This window comes from Flavobacterium sp. GNP001 (genome assembly GCF_054343775.1).
In genome coordinates, this window is record NZ_JBTGUX010000001.1 from 1,178,866 (window position 1) to 1,196,390 (window position 17,525).

Below are 17,525 nucleotides of genomic sequence, written 5' to 3' on the forward strand. Positions count from 1 at the left end.
AAATCTTTTATCCCTAATTACCTTACCCTCCTTGCCTTTTTAATATTAAATACATTTGAAGTTGTTTTTTTTCATAGAATAATTTTTTTATTAATATTATGTTCATTATATTTGAACGTTCATTGTCAATGAACAGTAATAAATATTGAACACCATGTATAAGGATAATGATTTTGTCTACGAAGCCTTCTCTAATTTACAAGAACTTATAAAGTCTGAAATTACTATTGATAGTAATAGGAAGCCTTATGACGCTGTTATACAAATCAATGATCAAACGTTTTATTGTATAGCCAAGAAAAACGCCAGAAATTCTAATTTGAGCATAATAATTAATCAAATAAATGAATTTAGGAATTCAATAATAAACAATAAAAACACACTTTTTGTTGGTGAATATATAGCAAAAGATGTCGCAGATTCATTAATTGAAAACAAAATCAATTATTTAGATGTAGCAGGAAATTGTTATATAAACACAAAAGATTTAAAGATAATTATTGAAGGAAGAAAACATATCAAACCTAAAAATGTTAATCAAGCTAGAGTATTTCAAGAAGCTGGTTTGAAGTTGATATTATTGTTAATTACTAATAAAGAATCTCTTGATTTTTCATACAGAGTATTGGCTGATCAATCTAATATTGCGTTAGGTTCTGTGAGTCAAATAATGAAAGAATTAGAGAATAATAATTATATCTTAAAATCAAAAGAAAAAAGAATCCTTAAAAATATTGATGAACTTATAGAAAGATGGTTTATTGCATACAATGAAACCTTAAAGCCTAGATTGTTTAGAAAAGCATATAAGGCTATAAATATTGAACAATTACGGTTATCCGTAAATAATAATAAAAACAATAATATATTTTTCGGAGGTGAACCTGCTGCTGAAAAAATAACAAACTACCTTAAACCTCTAGAATATACAATTTATTCAAACGAGGAATTAACAAATTTAGGCAAAGAGTTAAAATTAATCCCTGATAATAACGGTAATGTTAAGATTTATAACACTTGTTGGTTAGAAAGTTTATCAAAAATTAATAATAATCTGGCACCATCTCTGGTTGTTTATGCCGATTTAATGGGAACAAATAATAGTAGAAATATAGAAGCTGCTAAAATGATATTAGAAAATGAGTTATAAAATAAGTAGCGAAAAAATAGAGCATCCATTATTGAAGCCTTTACTCGAAGAATTAATTCCTTTTTTTGAAAAAGAAGGAGTTAAATTTTTTGTTATAGGTGCAACAGCAAGAGATATTATTTTAGAAATAAATGGTGAGCAATCAGGAAGAAGAACTCAAGATATTGATATTGCAATTACTATTGATAAATGGGAAAAGTTCAAAGAAATTTCAGAAGAGCTTACTAAACTTGATAATTTTTCTAAGGATAAAAATCAAAAACAAAGGTTTTTATATTTGGATAAATTTGAATTAGATATTGTTCCGTATGGAGATATAATGGAGGAAAATGATAAAATCTATTGGCCTCCAGACCAAGACTTCGCAATGACTGTATTAGGCTTTAATGAAGTTCAAAAAGCAACTGTTTCTGTAACATTAGATGATGAAATTGAATTTGATGTAGTAAACCTAATAGGCATCTTCCTTTTAAAAATTGTTGCCTGGAGAGACCGAAATCAAAAAGTAAATAAAGATGCTGATGACTTAGTCTTCATTATGAAGAACTATTTAAATATTAATGATGAAAGAGCAGCAACAGAATATTATGATCAAGTATATGATATTGAAAATTATACTGAACTTAAAGCTAGTTCAAGTTTAATAGGAATTGATCTAAAAGAGTTAGTTAAAGATAATGCAAAGCTTCTAGATTTTTTAATTGCCACGCTAAATGTTGAACTAGAAAAGAAAGAAGGGAGCATACTTTTAAATCAAATGATAGAAACACACACAGGTTTACAATTCGATGAATTATACGAATGTATTCAAATAATCGTAAATCAATTAAAAAAATAACAAAACTAAATATGGCAACTGAAGAAATTATTATTGAAGACAATCAATTAGTTTGTTTTTTAACAGACAAACCAAAAAAAGCAACTTCACAAGAAAAAAATATACAATCTATAATCCGTATGCTTAGTGAAGAGTATGGTTTTGATTTAAAAAACATTGCTCGTGATATAAATATAACATTCGTAGATCCGGACACTGCTAAGACAAAAAAACAAAAAGTTGAAGTAGTTGTTTATCAAGAAAATTCCAATCAAAATCAAGAAGACATTATTAGAATCGCAGTCGTTCAAGATGAGAAAATAAAGGAAAACGATAAAAAGAAAGGTGTTACCATCACTTTAGAGAATGCTCTAGCTGCTTTAGATAATTGTGATTTCGGTCTTTGGACGAATGGCAATGATTTAAAATACCTTCAAAAAGAAGACGATACTTTAGGTTTCGATTTTATCTTTTCTGATTTAGCAGATATTCCAGGACATGGTGAATCTATCGATGATCTTGATCGTGCTGACCGTTCTCATAGCCGTAAACCAGCAAATGACTCTTTAATAAAGGTTTTCAAACGTTCTCACGACTATATTTATGGCAATGAAGGGCGAAAAAAAGATGCCTTTTGGCAATTGTTATACCTTATCTTTTGTAAACTATACGATGAAAAAAGACGATTTATTTGTATAGAAACTGGTGAATCTTACCGCAGAAAATTTTGGGTTGGAATAAAAGAAAAAAATACTGATGAAGGAAGAAAAAGTGTCGCCAAACGTATAAAAGATATATTTGAAGAATTAAAAGGTGAAAGTACCTTTTCAGATGTTTTCGATGGAAACGAAGCAATAGCACTTACAGATAAAGGGATTGCTTTTATTGCTAGTGAATTAGCTAAATATTCATTTCTAGATGCAACTGTTGATGTTAAAGGAATGGCATATGAAACTATTGTAAGCAACACTTTAAAACAAGAAGCAGGTCAATTTTTCACACCAAGAAACATCGTTAGAGCAATGGTTGAAATGCTTAATCCTAACGAAAAAACTCGTGTTTTGGACCCAGCATGTGGTTCAGGAGGTTTTTTAGTTATGGTATTAGAACATGTAAGGAAACAAATTGCAAAAGAATTATATCCTGATTTGGAAGAGGTTTTGCTAATTGAAAAATTCAATACATATGAAGTAAATGAAAGAGTTCGTAAATATGCCGAAACCAATATTTATGGTTTTGATTTTGATCCAGATTTAAAAAAAGCAGCTCGTATGAACATGGTGATGGCTGGTGATGGTCACGCAAATATTTTTCACGTAAATTCTTTAGATTACCCAGACTGGGAAGATCCTAACGAATTAGAAAAAATTAAAGCATCTATAAAAAAGAGCTTAGATAAAATGAAAGACATCGATAACAATTATACGGATGATGCTCGCGGTAAATTCGATATGATTTTCACGAATCCTCCTTTTGGTGCTAAAGTTAAAGTAGAAAAAGAAATTGCTGCTAAATACTATTTATCTAAATATTCAGATGCTCCAGAAGTACTCTTTATAGAAGCTTGTTACAATTTATTAAAACCAGGCGGTAAAATGGCAATAGTTCTACCCGATGGTATTTTAGGAAACCCTAATACTTTACCAGTAAGAGAATGGATTTTAGAAAATTTCAAAATTTTAGCGTCTATAGATTTAGCAGTTGAAGCCTTCTTGCCACAGGTAGGAGTTCAATCTTCACTTTTGTTTTTAGAAAAGAAAACTGATAATACTAAAAGTATTGCACGAGAAACAGATGAAGATTATGAAGTGTTTATGGCTATCGCTGAAAAATTAGGCAAAGACCGAAGAGGAAATCCTATTTATGTTCGTGATGAAGATGGTGCCGAAATTCTTTACACAGTTGACAACAAATATGTAATTACAAATAAAGACGAAACTAAAGAAGTAAAAGTTCGTAGAGAAAAACAAAAAAGGTTAGACGACGATTTACCAAAAATTGTGGAGGCATATTTAAAAAATAATAACTAAAATAATGTTTTATGAATACACAAATAGTTTCAAGTAAACATCTATTTGAAAAAGATAAAAGACTAGATTCTAAATCATATCTTAATGAAGGAAGTTTAAATCAAATCAAAATTTATAAATCAAAATATAAAATAGAATTCCTAAAAAATCTAACATCTAGTATTTTTAATGGTGCTAGATTTAAAAGATATTATGTTAGAGATAGGCAATTTGGGATTCCTTTTATGGGCAGTTCTGATATGCTTAAGTTGCATATTGATGATTTGAAATACATTTCAAATAAATATTCTAAGAATATTAACAAATTAATTTTAGAAAAAAATTGGATATTAGTTTCATGTTCTGGCACTATAGGAAACACTGTTTATACAAATGATGATTTTATAGGGAAAACTGCCTCACAACATATAATGAGAGTTATACCAAATGATAATATTAAATCGGGATATTTATACGCTTATTTATCTTCTAAATATGGTTATAGTTTTTTAACTCAAGGAACTTATGGCGCAGTAATTCAACATATTGAACCAAATCACATTAAAGATGTTCCTGTTCCATTACTACCAGAAAACAAACAATTAGAAGTCCATAATTTAATTATGGATTCAGCTCAGATAAGAGTTAAAGCAAATAATTTATTGCGAGAATCTATAGAATTGTTTGAAAATGAATTAAACGATTGTGAAGTAAATTTAGGTTATCAATTTGATAGAATTTCATCTAGTAATATTTTTTCAAAAAATAAAAGATTTGATAGCCAATATCAAGTTTTATGGAAGAAAATTAAAAGTGAATACAAGGAATTAAAATATTTAAAAATCAATGATTTAGCGAGTAACATATTTGTGGGCGGTAGAGGTAAAAGAAATTATGTTTCTAATGGCACTCCGTTTTTGTCATCTTCTGATATGATGCTATTTAATCCTGTAAGAACTACAAAGTATATTAGCAATAATACGCCAGGATTAAAGTCAATGAAAGTAGAAAAATATGATATTTTAATTTCGAGATCTGGGACAGTTGGTAATACTATTTTAGTTGGAGATTCGCTTAATGGTATTGTGGTATCAGAGCATGCTTTACGATTAAAAATTGATTCAGCAAAAATTTCGCCAAACTATGTTTTTGCATTTCTTAAAACAAAAACTGGTAAAAAGACAATGGAGGCATCATCTTTTGGCTCTGTTATAATAACGTTGAATGAAGATTTAATAGGAGACATTGATATTCCTATTTTAGATGAGAAATTACAAAATCTAATTTCAGAAAAAGTTGAAAATTATATAAATGCTTTAGACAAAGCTACCAATAAAGAAAACCAAGCAATAGACTTAATCGAAAAAGAAATAGACGCATGGCAATAATAGTTAAACCAACCTATTTTGATAGTGTAGTAAACGCTGGAGAAAAAAAACTAATGGATTTTTTAGAAGTCAATCTTCCAGATGATTTCTATTTAATTCCTAATGTTGAATTAATTTCTACAAACACAAAAAATAATCTTACTCAATATTGGGAATATGATCTAATTGTAATTGCACCACATGCGATTTTTAATATTGAAAATAAAGATTGGCGTGGTCGTATAGAAGGAGATGATAATACTTGGTATTTAAACGACCAACCTCGTAGAAATCCTTTACGAACCAACCGTCAAAAATCGGCAATTTTAGCATCAAAGCTAAAAGAGTTCAATCCATCTTGGGCAAGAGCTTGGGTTCAAAATATCGTTACTCTTTCCTATGATAACTATACATTTCCTATTATTACTCCTGAAGACGATAAACTAACCTTTCAACTAAATAAAAGGTTAATCAATTTTATTACAGATGCCGGTGAATTAAATAAAAGTGAAGATGCAATTGAAGACATTCAAAAACCAATTCTTAATTATCTAACGGGTCAGCAAAATCAAAAAAGAGCAGAAGAAAAGAAACGCATATATGAATTTGAAATTATCAAAATACTTCATCAAGAAAACAATTTTGTAGAATACTTGGCGAAGCAAATCGGATCAACATCATCAAACAGAAGAATAAAAGAGTACGCTATGCAGGTGGTTGGTTTGTCTCCTAAGGAATTAAAAAATAGAGAAGACAAAATTAAAAACCAATACAATGCACTCAAAAATATAAAAGGAAAACCTTTTATTTTGAACGTTGATTTTAGAATTGATGAGGAAAACCATTTATTCTACGAAATATCAGATCTCATGGATGAAAACTCTTTGCGTTCTGAATCTCGAATTAAAACATTTACGTTCAAAGAAAAGGTTGATATTATCAAAAACGTAATGGTGGCTTTAAAAGAAGCACATAAAGAAAATATTTTCCATAGAGACATCAATCCAGACAACATTTATTTAAACAGTGGATATGCTTATTTAGGAAACTTTGGTAAGTCATATTTTATGGACCATTCAGATGAAGGTTATACGGTTATGCCAACCATAAATCAAAGTAATGCAACTGCATATCATCCATTAGAATTGACTATTGGTGATGCTTCTATTGCCTCAGACGTTTATTCTTTAGGTGTATTGATTTATTGGTTATTCACAGACAAAGAGCCTTTTTCTTCACCTTTTGAGCTAAATAATTTAGGTGGTAAATTAACAGATAATCTAATGCCATCTCATGTAAACACTAATCTTCCTAAATGGATTGACGAAATTTGTTCTAAGACTATAATTACAGATGAGTTTCAGCGTATTAAAAGTATTGAAAAACTACAAGAGATAATTGACAATGCTATATCTTTAAATACAACTAAAAGTAAAAAGGATGAGGAAAAAAACGAGCCATCGAAAATAATATCTTTTGAAGAAATTAAAGAAGGAGATACAATTGGCGATTTTGCAATACATAAAGTTTTAGGCAAAGGTGGATATTCTAAAGTTTTTAAGGTAAAGCATCGTTTGCAAGATAATTTTTATACGCTGAAACTTTTTAACGATAGTGTAAATGTAAATTCTGTAAAAGATGAATACGCAGCTTTAATCGAATTAAACCATCAAAATATTGTCAAATTTAAGTGGAATGGTGAAACACCTTCCGGTCAATTTTACACATTGATGGAATACTTAGAAGGAGAGAATCTAAGACAATATACTTCAACAGATATAAGTCTACCAATACATCAAGCGTATAATGTTGGCGTAGATATTCTTTCCGCATTAGTTGCGATGCAAAACAGAGAAAAACCAATAATTCATAGGGATATTAAACCGCAAAACATCATTTGGGATAATGGTGAACGTTTTGTGTTGATTGATTTTAATGTAGCTTCAACTATGAATCAAAACAAAGATTTTGTAGGTACGAACCCATATTTAGCTCCTGATTTAATAGAAAGTAATTATAAAGTAAACTGGGATTTATCCGCTGATTTGTTTGCTTTAGGTGTTACTTTATTTGAGTTAATTTGTAAACAATATCCTTGGCATCCCAATAAAATGCCTATACGAGATAGGAAAGCCAATACTCCAAAATCAATTGAACCTCGTATTTCAAATGAATTTTCAAACTTCATTTCAAAAGCAATTGAAACTAATACGGAAGATAGATTCAAAACAGCTGAAGAAATGCTTTCAACTCTCAAAAATTTAGAGTCAAATTTATTAGAAGAAATTGTTCCAAATATAAAGGAAGCTAGTTCAAGAAACAAATTATATCATACCCAAATTTCAATAATACAATCACCGTCATTCAATTTAAAATTACACAATAGTAATAATACCTATGTTGACTTACATGCTGCCATACAAAACGCACTTGAAAGATTTAAAGATAATATTGAAAAATACAAAACCTCTATTGACTTAGGAGAAAAAATTAAGTTAGTCCTAAAGGTAGATGATGAAATGATTATCAATGAAGTCTTTTGGAATGGTGGTGCCCGTAATTTTAATCCTGGCAATGTCGATAGAGTTTATAATGCAATTAAAGATTTGTTTGATAAAAACAAAGACAAAATCAAGTCGCATAAAATTTCAGTAGAAGGAATAAACATGGTTGATTATGTCAATTCATTGTATAGTCAATCAAAATATGGAAATTTTGGTACTAGAGTAAATATCAAAACAAGTGAATTAGATGATGAAACCTATACTCCAACAAAACTTGATAAAACGCTTTTGCCAGCAATAATTGATGGTAAATATAAACTAGTAATTATTACAGGAAATGCAGGTGATGGTAAAACAGCTTTCGTAAAAAAAATTGAGCAAAATCCATCAGTAAAAAACATCCAACATTTTGAACATAATAATGGGGCACGTTTCATGATAAATGGTGTTAATTATGAAAGTAATTATGATGGATCTCAAGACGAAAAAGATATTGATAACACAGAAGTTTTAGAGAAGTTTTTTAATCCATTCGAAAATCTTTTAAATTACAACAGAGCTTCTGAAGGAAGAATAATAGCAATCAACGAAGGTCGTTTAGTAGAATTTTTGACAACTTCTACAAAACATAAAAAATTATCAAAAAGCATTGAAGATTATTTTTATGAAGAGGGTAATGTTGACCTTCCAGAAGGTATTTTAGTTATAAATCTTAATCTCCGTTCTGTTGTTTCAGATAATGATGCAATTGGTAGTTTGTTTAAAAAACAAGTCAAACAACTCACAAGAAAAGAACTTTGGAGAAATTGTGAAGGTTGTGATTTAGCTAATTCATGTTTTATTAATTACAATGTAAAGACCTTAAATGATGATATTTCTGGAGATTCAGTTATAAACAGGTTAGAATGGCTCTTGAGAACTGTCAGCTTAAAAAGAGAATTACATATTACTATGCGTGATGTAAGATCTTTCATCGCTTTTCTTTTAACTAGAGATGTCGCTTGTGAAGACATTCCGGAATTACTAGAAAACAATAAAAATGACATTGAAAGTTTATGGCAATATTATTATTTCAATATTTCTAACCCTAAAATAATAGATTCGGGAAACAAAGACCGTCTTATTAAATTAATAAGGGAAACAGATATTGGTGAAGTAGCGATTCCTAATTTAGATAGAGAATTATTTTTTAACAAACATTACCATAAAGATTATTTGCTATTTGAAGAAAGGAATTTTGATTTTTTAGAAATTTTCAATGAAGCAAAAAACTATAAGGCTGCTTATGACCAAAGTGATGAGTATATTGAAAGAATAAGAAACAGACAAAAAGTATTTGTTAGACACCAATTCTATGAAGGTAAATTCTTTGGCAAGATAAATACAATACATAAAAGTAATGAAGGTGAAAATAAAGATGTTGAATTAGGTAAACCCGGCTACTTATTAAGATTGCCATATAAATCAGTTTATGATTTCGTCAACGTTTTGAGCAAATCAGAATTAGATGATTCTATAAAAAAATCGATATCTCGTGCGGTTTCTTTAAATGAAGGTTGTAACAATCAAGATTTAGATGAGAAAAATTTAGTATTAGCTTCAACTGAAATTAAAGATCTTTATGGAAAATCTTTCAAACTCTTCCCATTAGAAGAATTTGATTTATTTGTAAATAAATCAGAGCATCTCACAAAATACATAGAGTATGAAGCGGATAGTTTAATTTTTAGGCATAAAAAACACAAACATATTAGCTTAACCATTTCTTTAGATTTATATGAAATGCTTCATTTTATTCAAAAAGGATTTAGCCCATCATTAAATGATTTAAAAGGAAAATTTGTGGAACTAATAGTGTTTAAAAATCTATTAGAAAATCTTAAATATGATGAAATTGTTGTAACTCCAAACAATAAGGAATTCTTTTCAATCAAAAAAATGGGTTCTAGTAAAATAGCAATTAAAAAAGTAACAATATAGGTATGGCAATAAATTTAAATAAAGATGAAGGCATTTTCCGTAATGAACTAATATTTACTGCCGATGCCAAAGTAAACAATATAGATAGCACACTAGTAAATTTGTTTATGCTGTTAAAACATAATGGCGTAAGACCAAAACAAAGAGCACGTAAAGGCGAAAATGTATTCATTAAATTGGAAAAACTAAAAGAAATCTTTATAAAGTTAGAAGAAGATGGAGGTATTGAAGGATTTAAAGAAAACCCCGAGGCGGTTGAATTATGGTTAAGAACAAATTTAATAAATCTTGTAAATAGAGGAAATTCAGAAAAAGAAAAAATATCTTCTTTAAGACCAATTCATCTTGAAAGCTACAGAGTTCGTAATGCGCAACAAACTAGAGATTTCTTTAGTGCTGATCAATTATATTTAATGTTAAGTCAAAAGCCAGCAGTTAAAAACGAATTAAAAAATTTCTTAATGGAGGGTTGGGATGCAAGCCAAAGTCAATTTTTAAATGGTAATAACTTGGATGTAGATAGCTTAGGGATTTTACATTTAATAAAAAATATTAATCCTGGGTTTTTAGAAAGTAATTCAGAACTGAATAAAATATCTCCAATTAATAAAAAACAGGCGGAACTGTATTGTGATGATGTCCATAAATTATTAGTTTATAAAAATGAAATTCCTAGAAATGTTCTAATTGATTATTTAAAAACAATCACTTCATTTCATTTGTCATTGTACGTAAATAAAGTTATTTCTTCATTACCTCAATTAATAGAAAAAGGTAATCTAAAAATGGAAGAAGATTGGAACATTGTAGTTGATGTTACCGATAATTTTGAAAGTAAAATATCTTCAATAGCCATCGAAGATGCTGCTAAAAATTATAATTCATTGTATAATTACATAAAAGCTACTTTTCAAATAAATGCAGTAATTGCAAGATTTAAATTAGATAAGACCGATTCAGATTCATTAATAGAAGTTTTAAGAATATTAAAGGAAAAAAGCGAATCTTTCGAGTTAAAGTTTGAAACACATTGGGATTACATTTATGGAAACTTCGAACAAGAAGATAAAGACTTGGTTAACGAAATGGTAAAATATGAAACTACTTATTTTGATCGATATGTAGAATTATTAATGAAAATAAAGGGGCCATATCAATTGAAATATTATCCTCAATTTATGGATAGTATTTCTCAAAAAAATAATGAAAGAGGCTATCTCGCACAGGGTAGAAGCAAAAAACACCCTAGAAGATATGTCTTAGGAACCAGACTTTTAGAAACGCTAGTTCAAATTCAGGTTTTACATTTAGAGAACGATCGTTTTGTTACAAAAAGTTTGTCAATAGAAGAATTAACTAAGAATTTACGAGAAAGATACGGTCTTGTTATCAATGGGTTAAGTGAGGAAAGATTTAGTAATGCTGATGTAAATACTATTTTGGCCTTCAAAGAAAATGTTGAAGCGTTTAAATTTAAATTAAGACAAATTGGCTTTTATAACGATTTAAGTGATGCATATATTCTACAAAAGGTAAGACCTAGATATCAAATGGATTAAATTTTTTTAAGATGAAAAATAATTATAAAGAAATATATTACTCAAGAATAGTAAGCTTAATAACTAAGCTACATAACAATGAATTTGAAACTGCCAAGCCTGGGCATTGTATGAAAATAACTGGTCTAGGTGAAGATCAATTAAAGGTACTGTGGCAAGAACTTACTATTTGTTTTCCTAATATTGATGTTTTTATTGTTAATGAAATTGAAGAACAAGATTGTTTTATTTCAGCAACTAAATTAATTGAATTAAGAAATAATCAAAGCAAACCTCTATTAATTTTAATCCCAGCCAACAATAGGACAGCTGCAGAGGATTCATATGGTAATGCGACATTTAAGGAAATAGCTTTAGATAATATAGAAAATGAGTTATTGAAAGAATTGATTAGTGATATACCTTCTGAATTCAAAATTGTAATAAAAGCAATTGAAGACATCTTAAAACCTTCAAAAAGTAACAAATTTAATTACATATTATTTTTAATTAGTATTAAAGATAATTCGTATGACAAAATATCATTTGGTAAATCACTCAATTTTTTAGAAATTCTACCAGATGAAGCACTCTTAAATGATTTTAATTCAATAAGATCAAGATTATCACTTAATCTTCAAAGTTGTCAAACGCTTTCTACTTTTAACAAAACACTATATGAAAGAGTTGAAAGTTTAGAGATTGAAAAAGATTCAATTCAAAAAGAGATTGTTGATTTGTTTAAAAAAGAATCGGAACTTAAATCAATTTCTGATTTAGTAGATATTGTCTCAAATAAATATCCAAATCTGTGGTTTAACAATTGGAAAATACCAAATTTAAATTTTAAAGAAATAAAGCTAAAAGTATTAGAAGTTCGTTCAACAGATTTTGTAGAAGAAGAAGGAAGAAAAGTTTTAAAAGCGAAAGAAAACTCTAACTCAAATGTCACTATACGTTTTAAAACAACACCACCACCAAATCAAGTTAATGAATTAAAGTTTTTTAGAGTTCTATTAATGGAAGTAGATGGTTATGCTGGTGTTGAAATAAATACTTTGAGAAAATTAGGAAATTCAAATGCTAAACAAGAATATAGGGAAGCTACTGTACAATTAAACACAAATAATTTAGAAGAAGGGTCCTATTTTTTTAAAATAATTGCTGAAGATGAAAATGGAAACATTTTAAATATAAACGATGATTTTTTGAGTGATAAAATTCAAGAAGCATGGGAAAAGGATGGTAAGACAAAAGAATCCAAACAAAATTATAATTTCAAATTAAGTTCTGATACTGAAGACTTTGAATATGAAATAAGTGAGAATCCTGATAAAGAAGAAAATCAAAGAAAGGATAAATTGAATAATGTCTTACAAGGTCACTTTAAATTTAATATTGAATTATTGAAAGAAGGTTCAGACTCTCAAAATCCTACACCAAGTGAAACATCAAATATTTGGCTAAATGATGAAAAAGAGAAAACAAACTCAATATTTCATATAAATTATAGTCAGAAACATAACTATCAAATTATAGTTTCCTCGAAACTTCGTAAAATTGAAGAAGAGTTTTTACAAAATTCTTCTTCAATTGGTTATGTGAATGCTAAAGTTAGCAACAATCAGACTTCAATAGGATTTGAAAGTATAGAATTTTTACCAAGTAATTTAAATGAGATTGCACCAAAAAAATTACTAATAGCAAGAGAGAAATTATTTAAAAAAATATTAGCATCAAACAATAATCAAAATGGAATTTTTGAAACTGCTAATATCGCTGATTTCAAAGAAGAAATTAAAGAATATCTTGACAGATATAATAATTGGATTAACGAATTAAACAAAAAAATTAGTAAGACTGATTTTGACGAAAGTGACAAAGAAAAGCTTAAGTTAGTTTATTCAGAAATTCAGTTTTTAGATCTAGTTAAAGTTAAAACAAAGTTACCAAATAATGAAAGTGTTAGTGCAGTTTTAATATCGCCATTGCATCCATTAAGGTTAGCGTGGTTTTATAATCTAATAGAAGTCTTTGAAAATTGGCAAGATAAAACTATAAAATATATCGATCACGCGAAGGATTGGAATAGATTACAAGAGATTTTTCTTGGTAAAATACATCCTAGCAATAATCCTTATGTATTTGTCGATCCTTCAAATTTTATTAATTATGAATATTCTGGTGAAATAACTTTTGGTTGGGGTATTTATTTTAATGTTGAAAATCTAAAAGGTAAAGACAACCTTGTACCTGTAACCCATCAATTAAAGCATTATTATAAATCAATTCTAAATATATCTAAAGATAATTATACTGATAATGAAGTAAGTAAAACATTATTGGTAAAACATCTTAAAAACTTTTTGATTCAGCACCCATATACAGATAAGTTAGTTATTAATTTATTCAACGTTGGCGATGCAGACAAATTTGCAGATGCTTTTGTGGAACTAAGCCGAATAAATGAATATTCTGACACTAAATTTGAGGTTCGTATTTTTATTGGTAATGTTTCTTTAATTGAGCCTGGAAATGCTTTAAAAGAGTTAATAAATCCAGAGACTAATATATCTGAAGAAGCTGAATTGTTTTCTCAAGCTTCTGAAAATAGACTGTTTCCAAAGTTGAGATTTTCAATTAATAGTATTGAAGATTTCCTTACAACACCTGAAGAATTCAATGCTCATTTAAGTTTCCTTGTAAATCCTTTTACATCAAAAATTACATTAACTAAACCAAATTTAGATTTCAAATCCGATTTCTTAAATGGTTTATTTACAATAAATACAACGGATGCATTCTTTGATAAAGGTACAGATACGATGCGATGGATAAATTATATTGATGTTAATAAAGCAAAATCAATTTTTTCAACTTCAATATTTACTAATTTTCAAAAAAATATTGCATGTGCACTAGCTTCACATAATACAGATGCAATACCAGCAATACAATTGGATTTAAATGACCGCGATAAAGTCTTAATTTCTCATTTACATGAATACTCAGATTGGGTGATAACTTTTGATAAAAATTTAGGTCCTCAAATATTTGACCAACCATCGGTTGATAATGAAATACCTTTCCTCTTAGATTATATACCAAGTGAAGATATTTCTGGGATTTCATCTTATTTAACAACAAAACCTTCATCTGAAATCGTAGGTCTGTTGAGTCCACATTTTGAAGAATTTGGTTTAGATGTAACTAATGAAAAAGATATAATCTGTATTAAAACTTTATTAGAAGATTTAAGAGCAATTAGTAGTTCCTTGGTTTTACAATTAAATTCTTCAAAAAATAAAGCATTTGAAGTTATTGGTTCTGCCTTTTCAAAAAGAGTTCTGCAAAAGAAAGGTCTTTTAGAAAATGCTTTTATAGTTCCAATAGACTTGCATCAAGAATTATTTGAGAATTTAAGTTCAAATTCTAAAAGTAGAGCTGATAATTTAGTTTTTACTGTAAATACTCAAACAAGAGAAATAAACATTTCTGTTTTAGAAATTAAATGTAGAACATATTTAAGTACAAGTGAAAGAGATGAATTAAAAAGTAAGATGATGGAGCAAATCGAAAATACGATACTTGCTTTAAAAACACATTTTGACCCAAATAACTATAAATCGCAAGATAGATTAGATAGAGAAATAAAAAATTTAGAATTTAAACGTATCTTAGAATTTTACATTGAGAGAGCTTTTCGATATCAATATCTTTCTGACAATGCCTATAATTCATATATTAACTTTATTCAAACCTTGAATGATGGTTATACTTTAAAATTTAATAGAGTTGGATTTATTTTTGATTTTTCATTTGATAAAAAACATTTAAAACAGATTTTAGATGAAAACACTACAATCTTTACTTTTGGGCATTCACTAATTAAAGAAATATTGGACGTCGATTCAGATTTAAATACACAAAGATTAGAGGACCTTGATTTAACAAAAGATTTAGCTATTAGTATTAATGCAAATGAAAAACTAAAACCATTTCTAAAAAAATATGAACCGAAACTAAAACCGTCAAACGACGAAAATATGCGAAGTGATTCTGAAGTGGAGAAGGAAAAAAGACCCGGTTCACAAAATCACACTATTGAGAAAAAGGATGAGAATAAAGAATTAGAAATCGAGGAAAATCCTAAATTGGAAGATGAGCATTTGCTTGATAATAATGAAATAATAGCAATTGAAAAATCTGAAATTGTTGAAATAGATTCAGATAAAAAAAACAATTTTGAAAGTTTTACAGCTCCTGAATATGATATTTTAATAGGTAAATCGTCATCGTCTGAACAGTTTGGTTTACTGGGCACGTCAATTCATAATAAAAAAATAGCAATAGATTTATCTGAAACAAATACCATAAGTTTATTTGGTATTCAAGGTGGTGGTAAAAGTTACACAATTGGTACCATTTCAGAAATGGTATTAAAACAAGTTCAAAATGTAAATATTTTGAACTCACCTTTGGCAGGAGTTATTTTTCATTATAGTGAAAGCATGGATTATGAGCCAGAGTTCACTTCTATGATTTTTGAAAATGATCAACAACGTGAACTTGCTATCTTAAAAGAAAAATATGGGGCAAATCCAGCATCAATTGAAGATGTTGTCTTATTATCACCTATAGATAAAATTGAAGAGAGAAGACTTGAGTTTCCTTCAATTGAAGTCTTGCCAATTTCTTTTAATTCAAAAGAATTAAATGTTCAAGATTGGATGTTTCTTTTAGGTGCAATTGGTAACGATTCTGCATACATAAGACAACTTAAAGCTATTATGAGAGCTCAAAGAAATGATCTTTCATTAGTTGGTTTACGCGAGAGTGTTGAAGAATCGGAACTGCTTACTTCTTCTCAAAAAGCTTTAGCACGTCAGAAATTAAATTTTGCTCAAGAATATATTAATGATGATTTGTATATTAAAGAAATAATAAGACCAGGCAGATTAATTATTGTAGACTTAAGAGATGAATTTATTGTAAAAGATGAAGCTTTAGGTTTATTTGTAATAATGTTAAACATTTTCTCTGGGGTAAAAGTTTATAATGAAAAACCGTTTAATAAGTTTATTGTATTTGATGAAGCTCACAAGTACATGGACAACAAAGATTTAACAAATAATATTGTGACTGCTATTAGAGAAATGCGTCATAAAGGTGTTAGTATAATGATAGCAAGTCAAGACCCACCAAGTTTACCAAATGAAATAATTGAATTAAGCTCAGTTGTTTTATTACATAAATTTAATTCTCCTCAATGGCTAAAGCATATACAAAAGTCAATAAATCAATTAGGAAACTTATCAGCTAATGATTTAAGTATGTTAAAACCAGGAGAAGGTTTTCTCTGGTCATCTAAAGCAACAGAGTTAGGTATCACAAACAATCCAGTTAAAATCTCAACTAGACCTCGATTTACTAAACATGGTGGAGCAACTTTAAAAGCAGATAGAAAATAATGAATATTATTTCACATACAGGTATCGGTAAAAGAAAGGAAAATCAGGATATTATTCTCATTGAGGAATTATCTTCGGATACTCAAATTTATTTAATTGCTGATGGTATGGGTGGTTATGAAAATGGGAAGAAAGCTGCTGATTTAGTTGCAGGGACAGTTTTTAATTACCTAAGGAATTGTAACCAAGTCAACTCAACATCAATAGATGAAGCTATAAAAAAAGCTAATTTATCAATAAAGGGGTTAATTGACCAATATGACACTAAGTCTGGAGCAACTTTAGGATGTTTAATACTAGGTCAAGAAAAATCTTTTCTATTTTGGGTTGGTGATGTTTCATTGTATTTATTTAAAGATGATAATCAGATATTTAAATCAAAATCACATTCTTTAATAAATGAAATGTTGGATATGGGAAATATTATTTCTTCTGAAAATATAGAAAAATATAAACATATTGTAACAAAGTCTATCTCTGGTAAAAGAGAAATAATTGAAAAGGGATATTTTGAAATTATGAATTATGATTATTCCAGTTTTGTTATATGTTCAGATGGAGTAACTGACACAATATCAATTCTAGATTTTGTTAGATTAGACTTTGAAAAAATAAATAGTGAATTAATTGATAAATCGAAAGACAATTACAGTTATGTTTTTGGTCAAAAAAAATAGATTTAAAAGCAT

At 28.3% G+C, this 17,525-nt stretch carries 8 protein-coding genes; all 8 read left to right on the forward strand.

The features are described 5' to 3' along the window. Positions 1 to 154: 154 nt before the first annotated feature. The 8 genes from ACXX8U_RS04980 to ACXX8U_RS05015 are packed head-to-tail and all read left to right on the forward strand — an operon-like array spanning position 155 to position 17,513. On the forward strand, positions 155 to 1,150 hold the full coding sequence (locus ACXX8U_RS04980; protein ID WP_458564880.1) for a type IV toxin-antitoxin system AbiEi family antitoxin: 996 nt from the start codon (positions 155 to 157) through the stop codon (positions 1,148 to 1,150). Continuing rightward, positions 1,140 to 1,988 (forward strand): nucleotidyl transferase AbiEii/AbiGii toxin family protein, encoded by an 849-nt coding sequence (locus ACXX8U_RS04985; protein WP_458564881.1) that lies wholly within the window; start codon positions 1,140 to 1,142, stop codon positions 1,986 to 1,988. Before ACXX8U_RS04980 ends, ACXX8U_RS04985 begins: the two co-directional genes overlap by 11 nt. Positions 1,989 to 1,999: 11 nt before the next feature. Beyond that, entirely contained in the window at positions 2,000 to 3,997 is a 1,998-nt protein-coding gene (mads2, locus tag ACXX8U_RS04990) for a methylation-associated defense system DNA methyltransferase MAD2 (RefSeq protein WP_458564882.1), read from the forward strand. Between the two features lie 11 nt (positions 3,998 to 4,008). Further along, on the forward strand, positions 4,009 to 5,364 hold the full coding sequence (mads5, locus tag ACXX8U_RS04995) for a methylation-associated defense system restriction endonuclease subunit S MAD5 (protein ID WP_458564883.1): 1,356 nt from the start codon (positions 4,009 to 4,011) through the stop codon (positions 5,362 to 5,364). Further along, on the forward strand, positions 5,355 to 9,827 hold the full coding sequence (gene mads6 / locus ACXX8U_RS05000; protein ID WP_458564884.1) for a methylation-associated defense system protein kinase MAD6: 4,473 nt from the start codon (positions 5,355 to 5,357) through the stop codon (positions 9,825 to 9,827). Before mads5 ends, mads6 begins: the two co-directional genes overlap by 10 nt. Positions 9,828 to 9,829: 2 nt before the next feature. Beyond that, on the forward strand, positions 9,830 to 11,386 hold the full coding sequence (gene mads7 / locus ACXX8U_RS05005) for a methylation-associated defense system protein MAD7 (RefSeq protein WP_458564885.1): 1,557 nt from the start codon (positions 9,830 to 9,832) through the stop codon (positions 11,384 to 11,386). Between the two features lie 11 nt (positions 11,387 to 11,397). After that, the gene (gene mads8 / locus ACXX8U_RS05010) at positions 11,398 to 16,836 is read left to right on the forward strand and encodes a methylation-associated defense system ATP-binding protein MAD8 (RefSeq protein ID WP_458564886.1); all 5,439 of its coding nucleotides are present in this window, start codon (positions 11,398 to 11,400) and stop codon (positions 16,834 to 16,836) included. Next, positions 16,836 to 17,513: a PP2C family protein-serine/threonine phosphatase gene (locus ACXX8U_RS05015; RefSeq protein ID WP_458564887.1), complete on the forward strand. Its 678-nt coding sequence runs from the start codon at positions 16,836 to 16,838 to the stop codon at positions 17,511 to 17,513. The genes mads8 and ACXX8U_RS05015 overlap by 1 nt, the downstream gene beginning before the upstream one ends. Positions 17,514 to 17,525: the final 12 nt, after the last annotated feature.

What these genes read in the sequence shown, in the direction of transcription:
- ACXX8U_RS04985 (WP_458564881.1), top strand. Translation starts at nt 1,140, where the DNA reads ATGAGTTATAAAATAAGTAGCGAAAAAATAGAGCATCCATTATTGAAG.
- ACXX8U_RS05015 (WP_458564887.1), top strand. Translation starts at nt 16,836, where the DNA reads ATGAATATTATTTCACATACAGGTATCGGTAAAAGAAAGGAAAATCAG.
- mads2 (WP_458564882.1), top strand. Translation starts at nt 2,000, where the DNA reads ATGGCAACTGAAGAAATTATTATTGAAGACAATCAATTAGTTTGTTTT.
- mads8 (WP_458564886.1), top strand. Translation starts at nt 11,398, where the DNA reads ATGAAAAATAATTATAAAGAAATATATTACTCAAGAATAGTAAGCTTA.
- ACXX8U_RS04980 (WP_458564880.1), top strand. Translation starts at nt 155, where the DNA reads ATGTATAAGGATAATGATTTTGTCTACGAAGCCTTCTCTAATTTACAA.
- mads5 (WP_458564883.1), top strand. Translation starts at nt 4,009, where the DNA reads ATGAATACACAAATAGTTTCAAGTAAACATCTATTTGAAAAAGATAAA.
- mads7 (WP_458564885.1), top strand. Translation starts at nt 9,830, where the DNA reads ATGGCAATAAATTTAAATAAAGATGAAGGCATTTTCCGTAATGAACTA.
- mads6 (WP_458564884.1), top strand. Translation starts at nt 5,355, where the DNA reads ATGGCAATAATAGTTAAACCAACCTATTTTGATAGTGTAGTAAACGCT.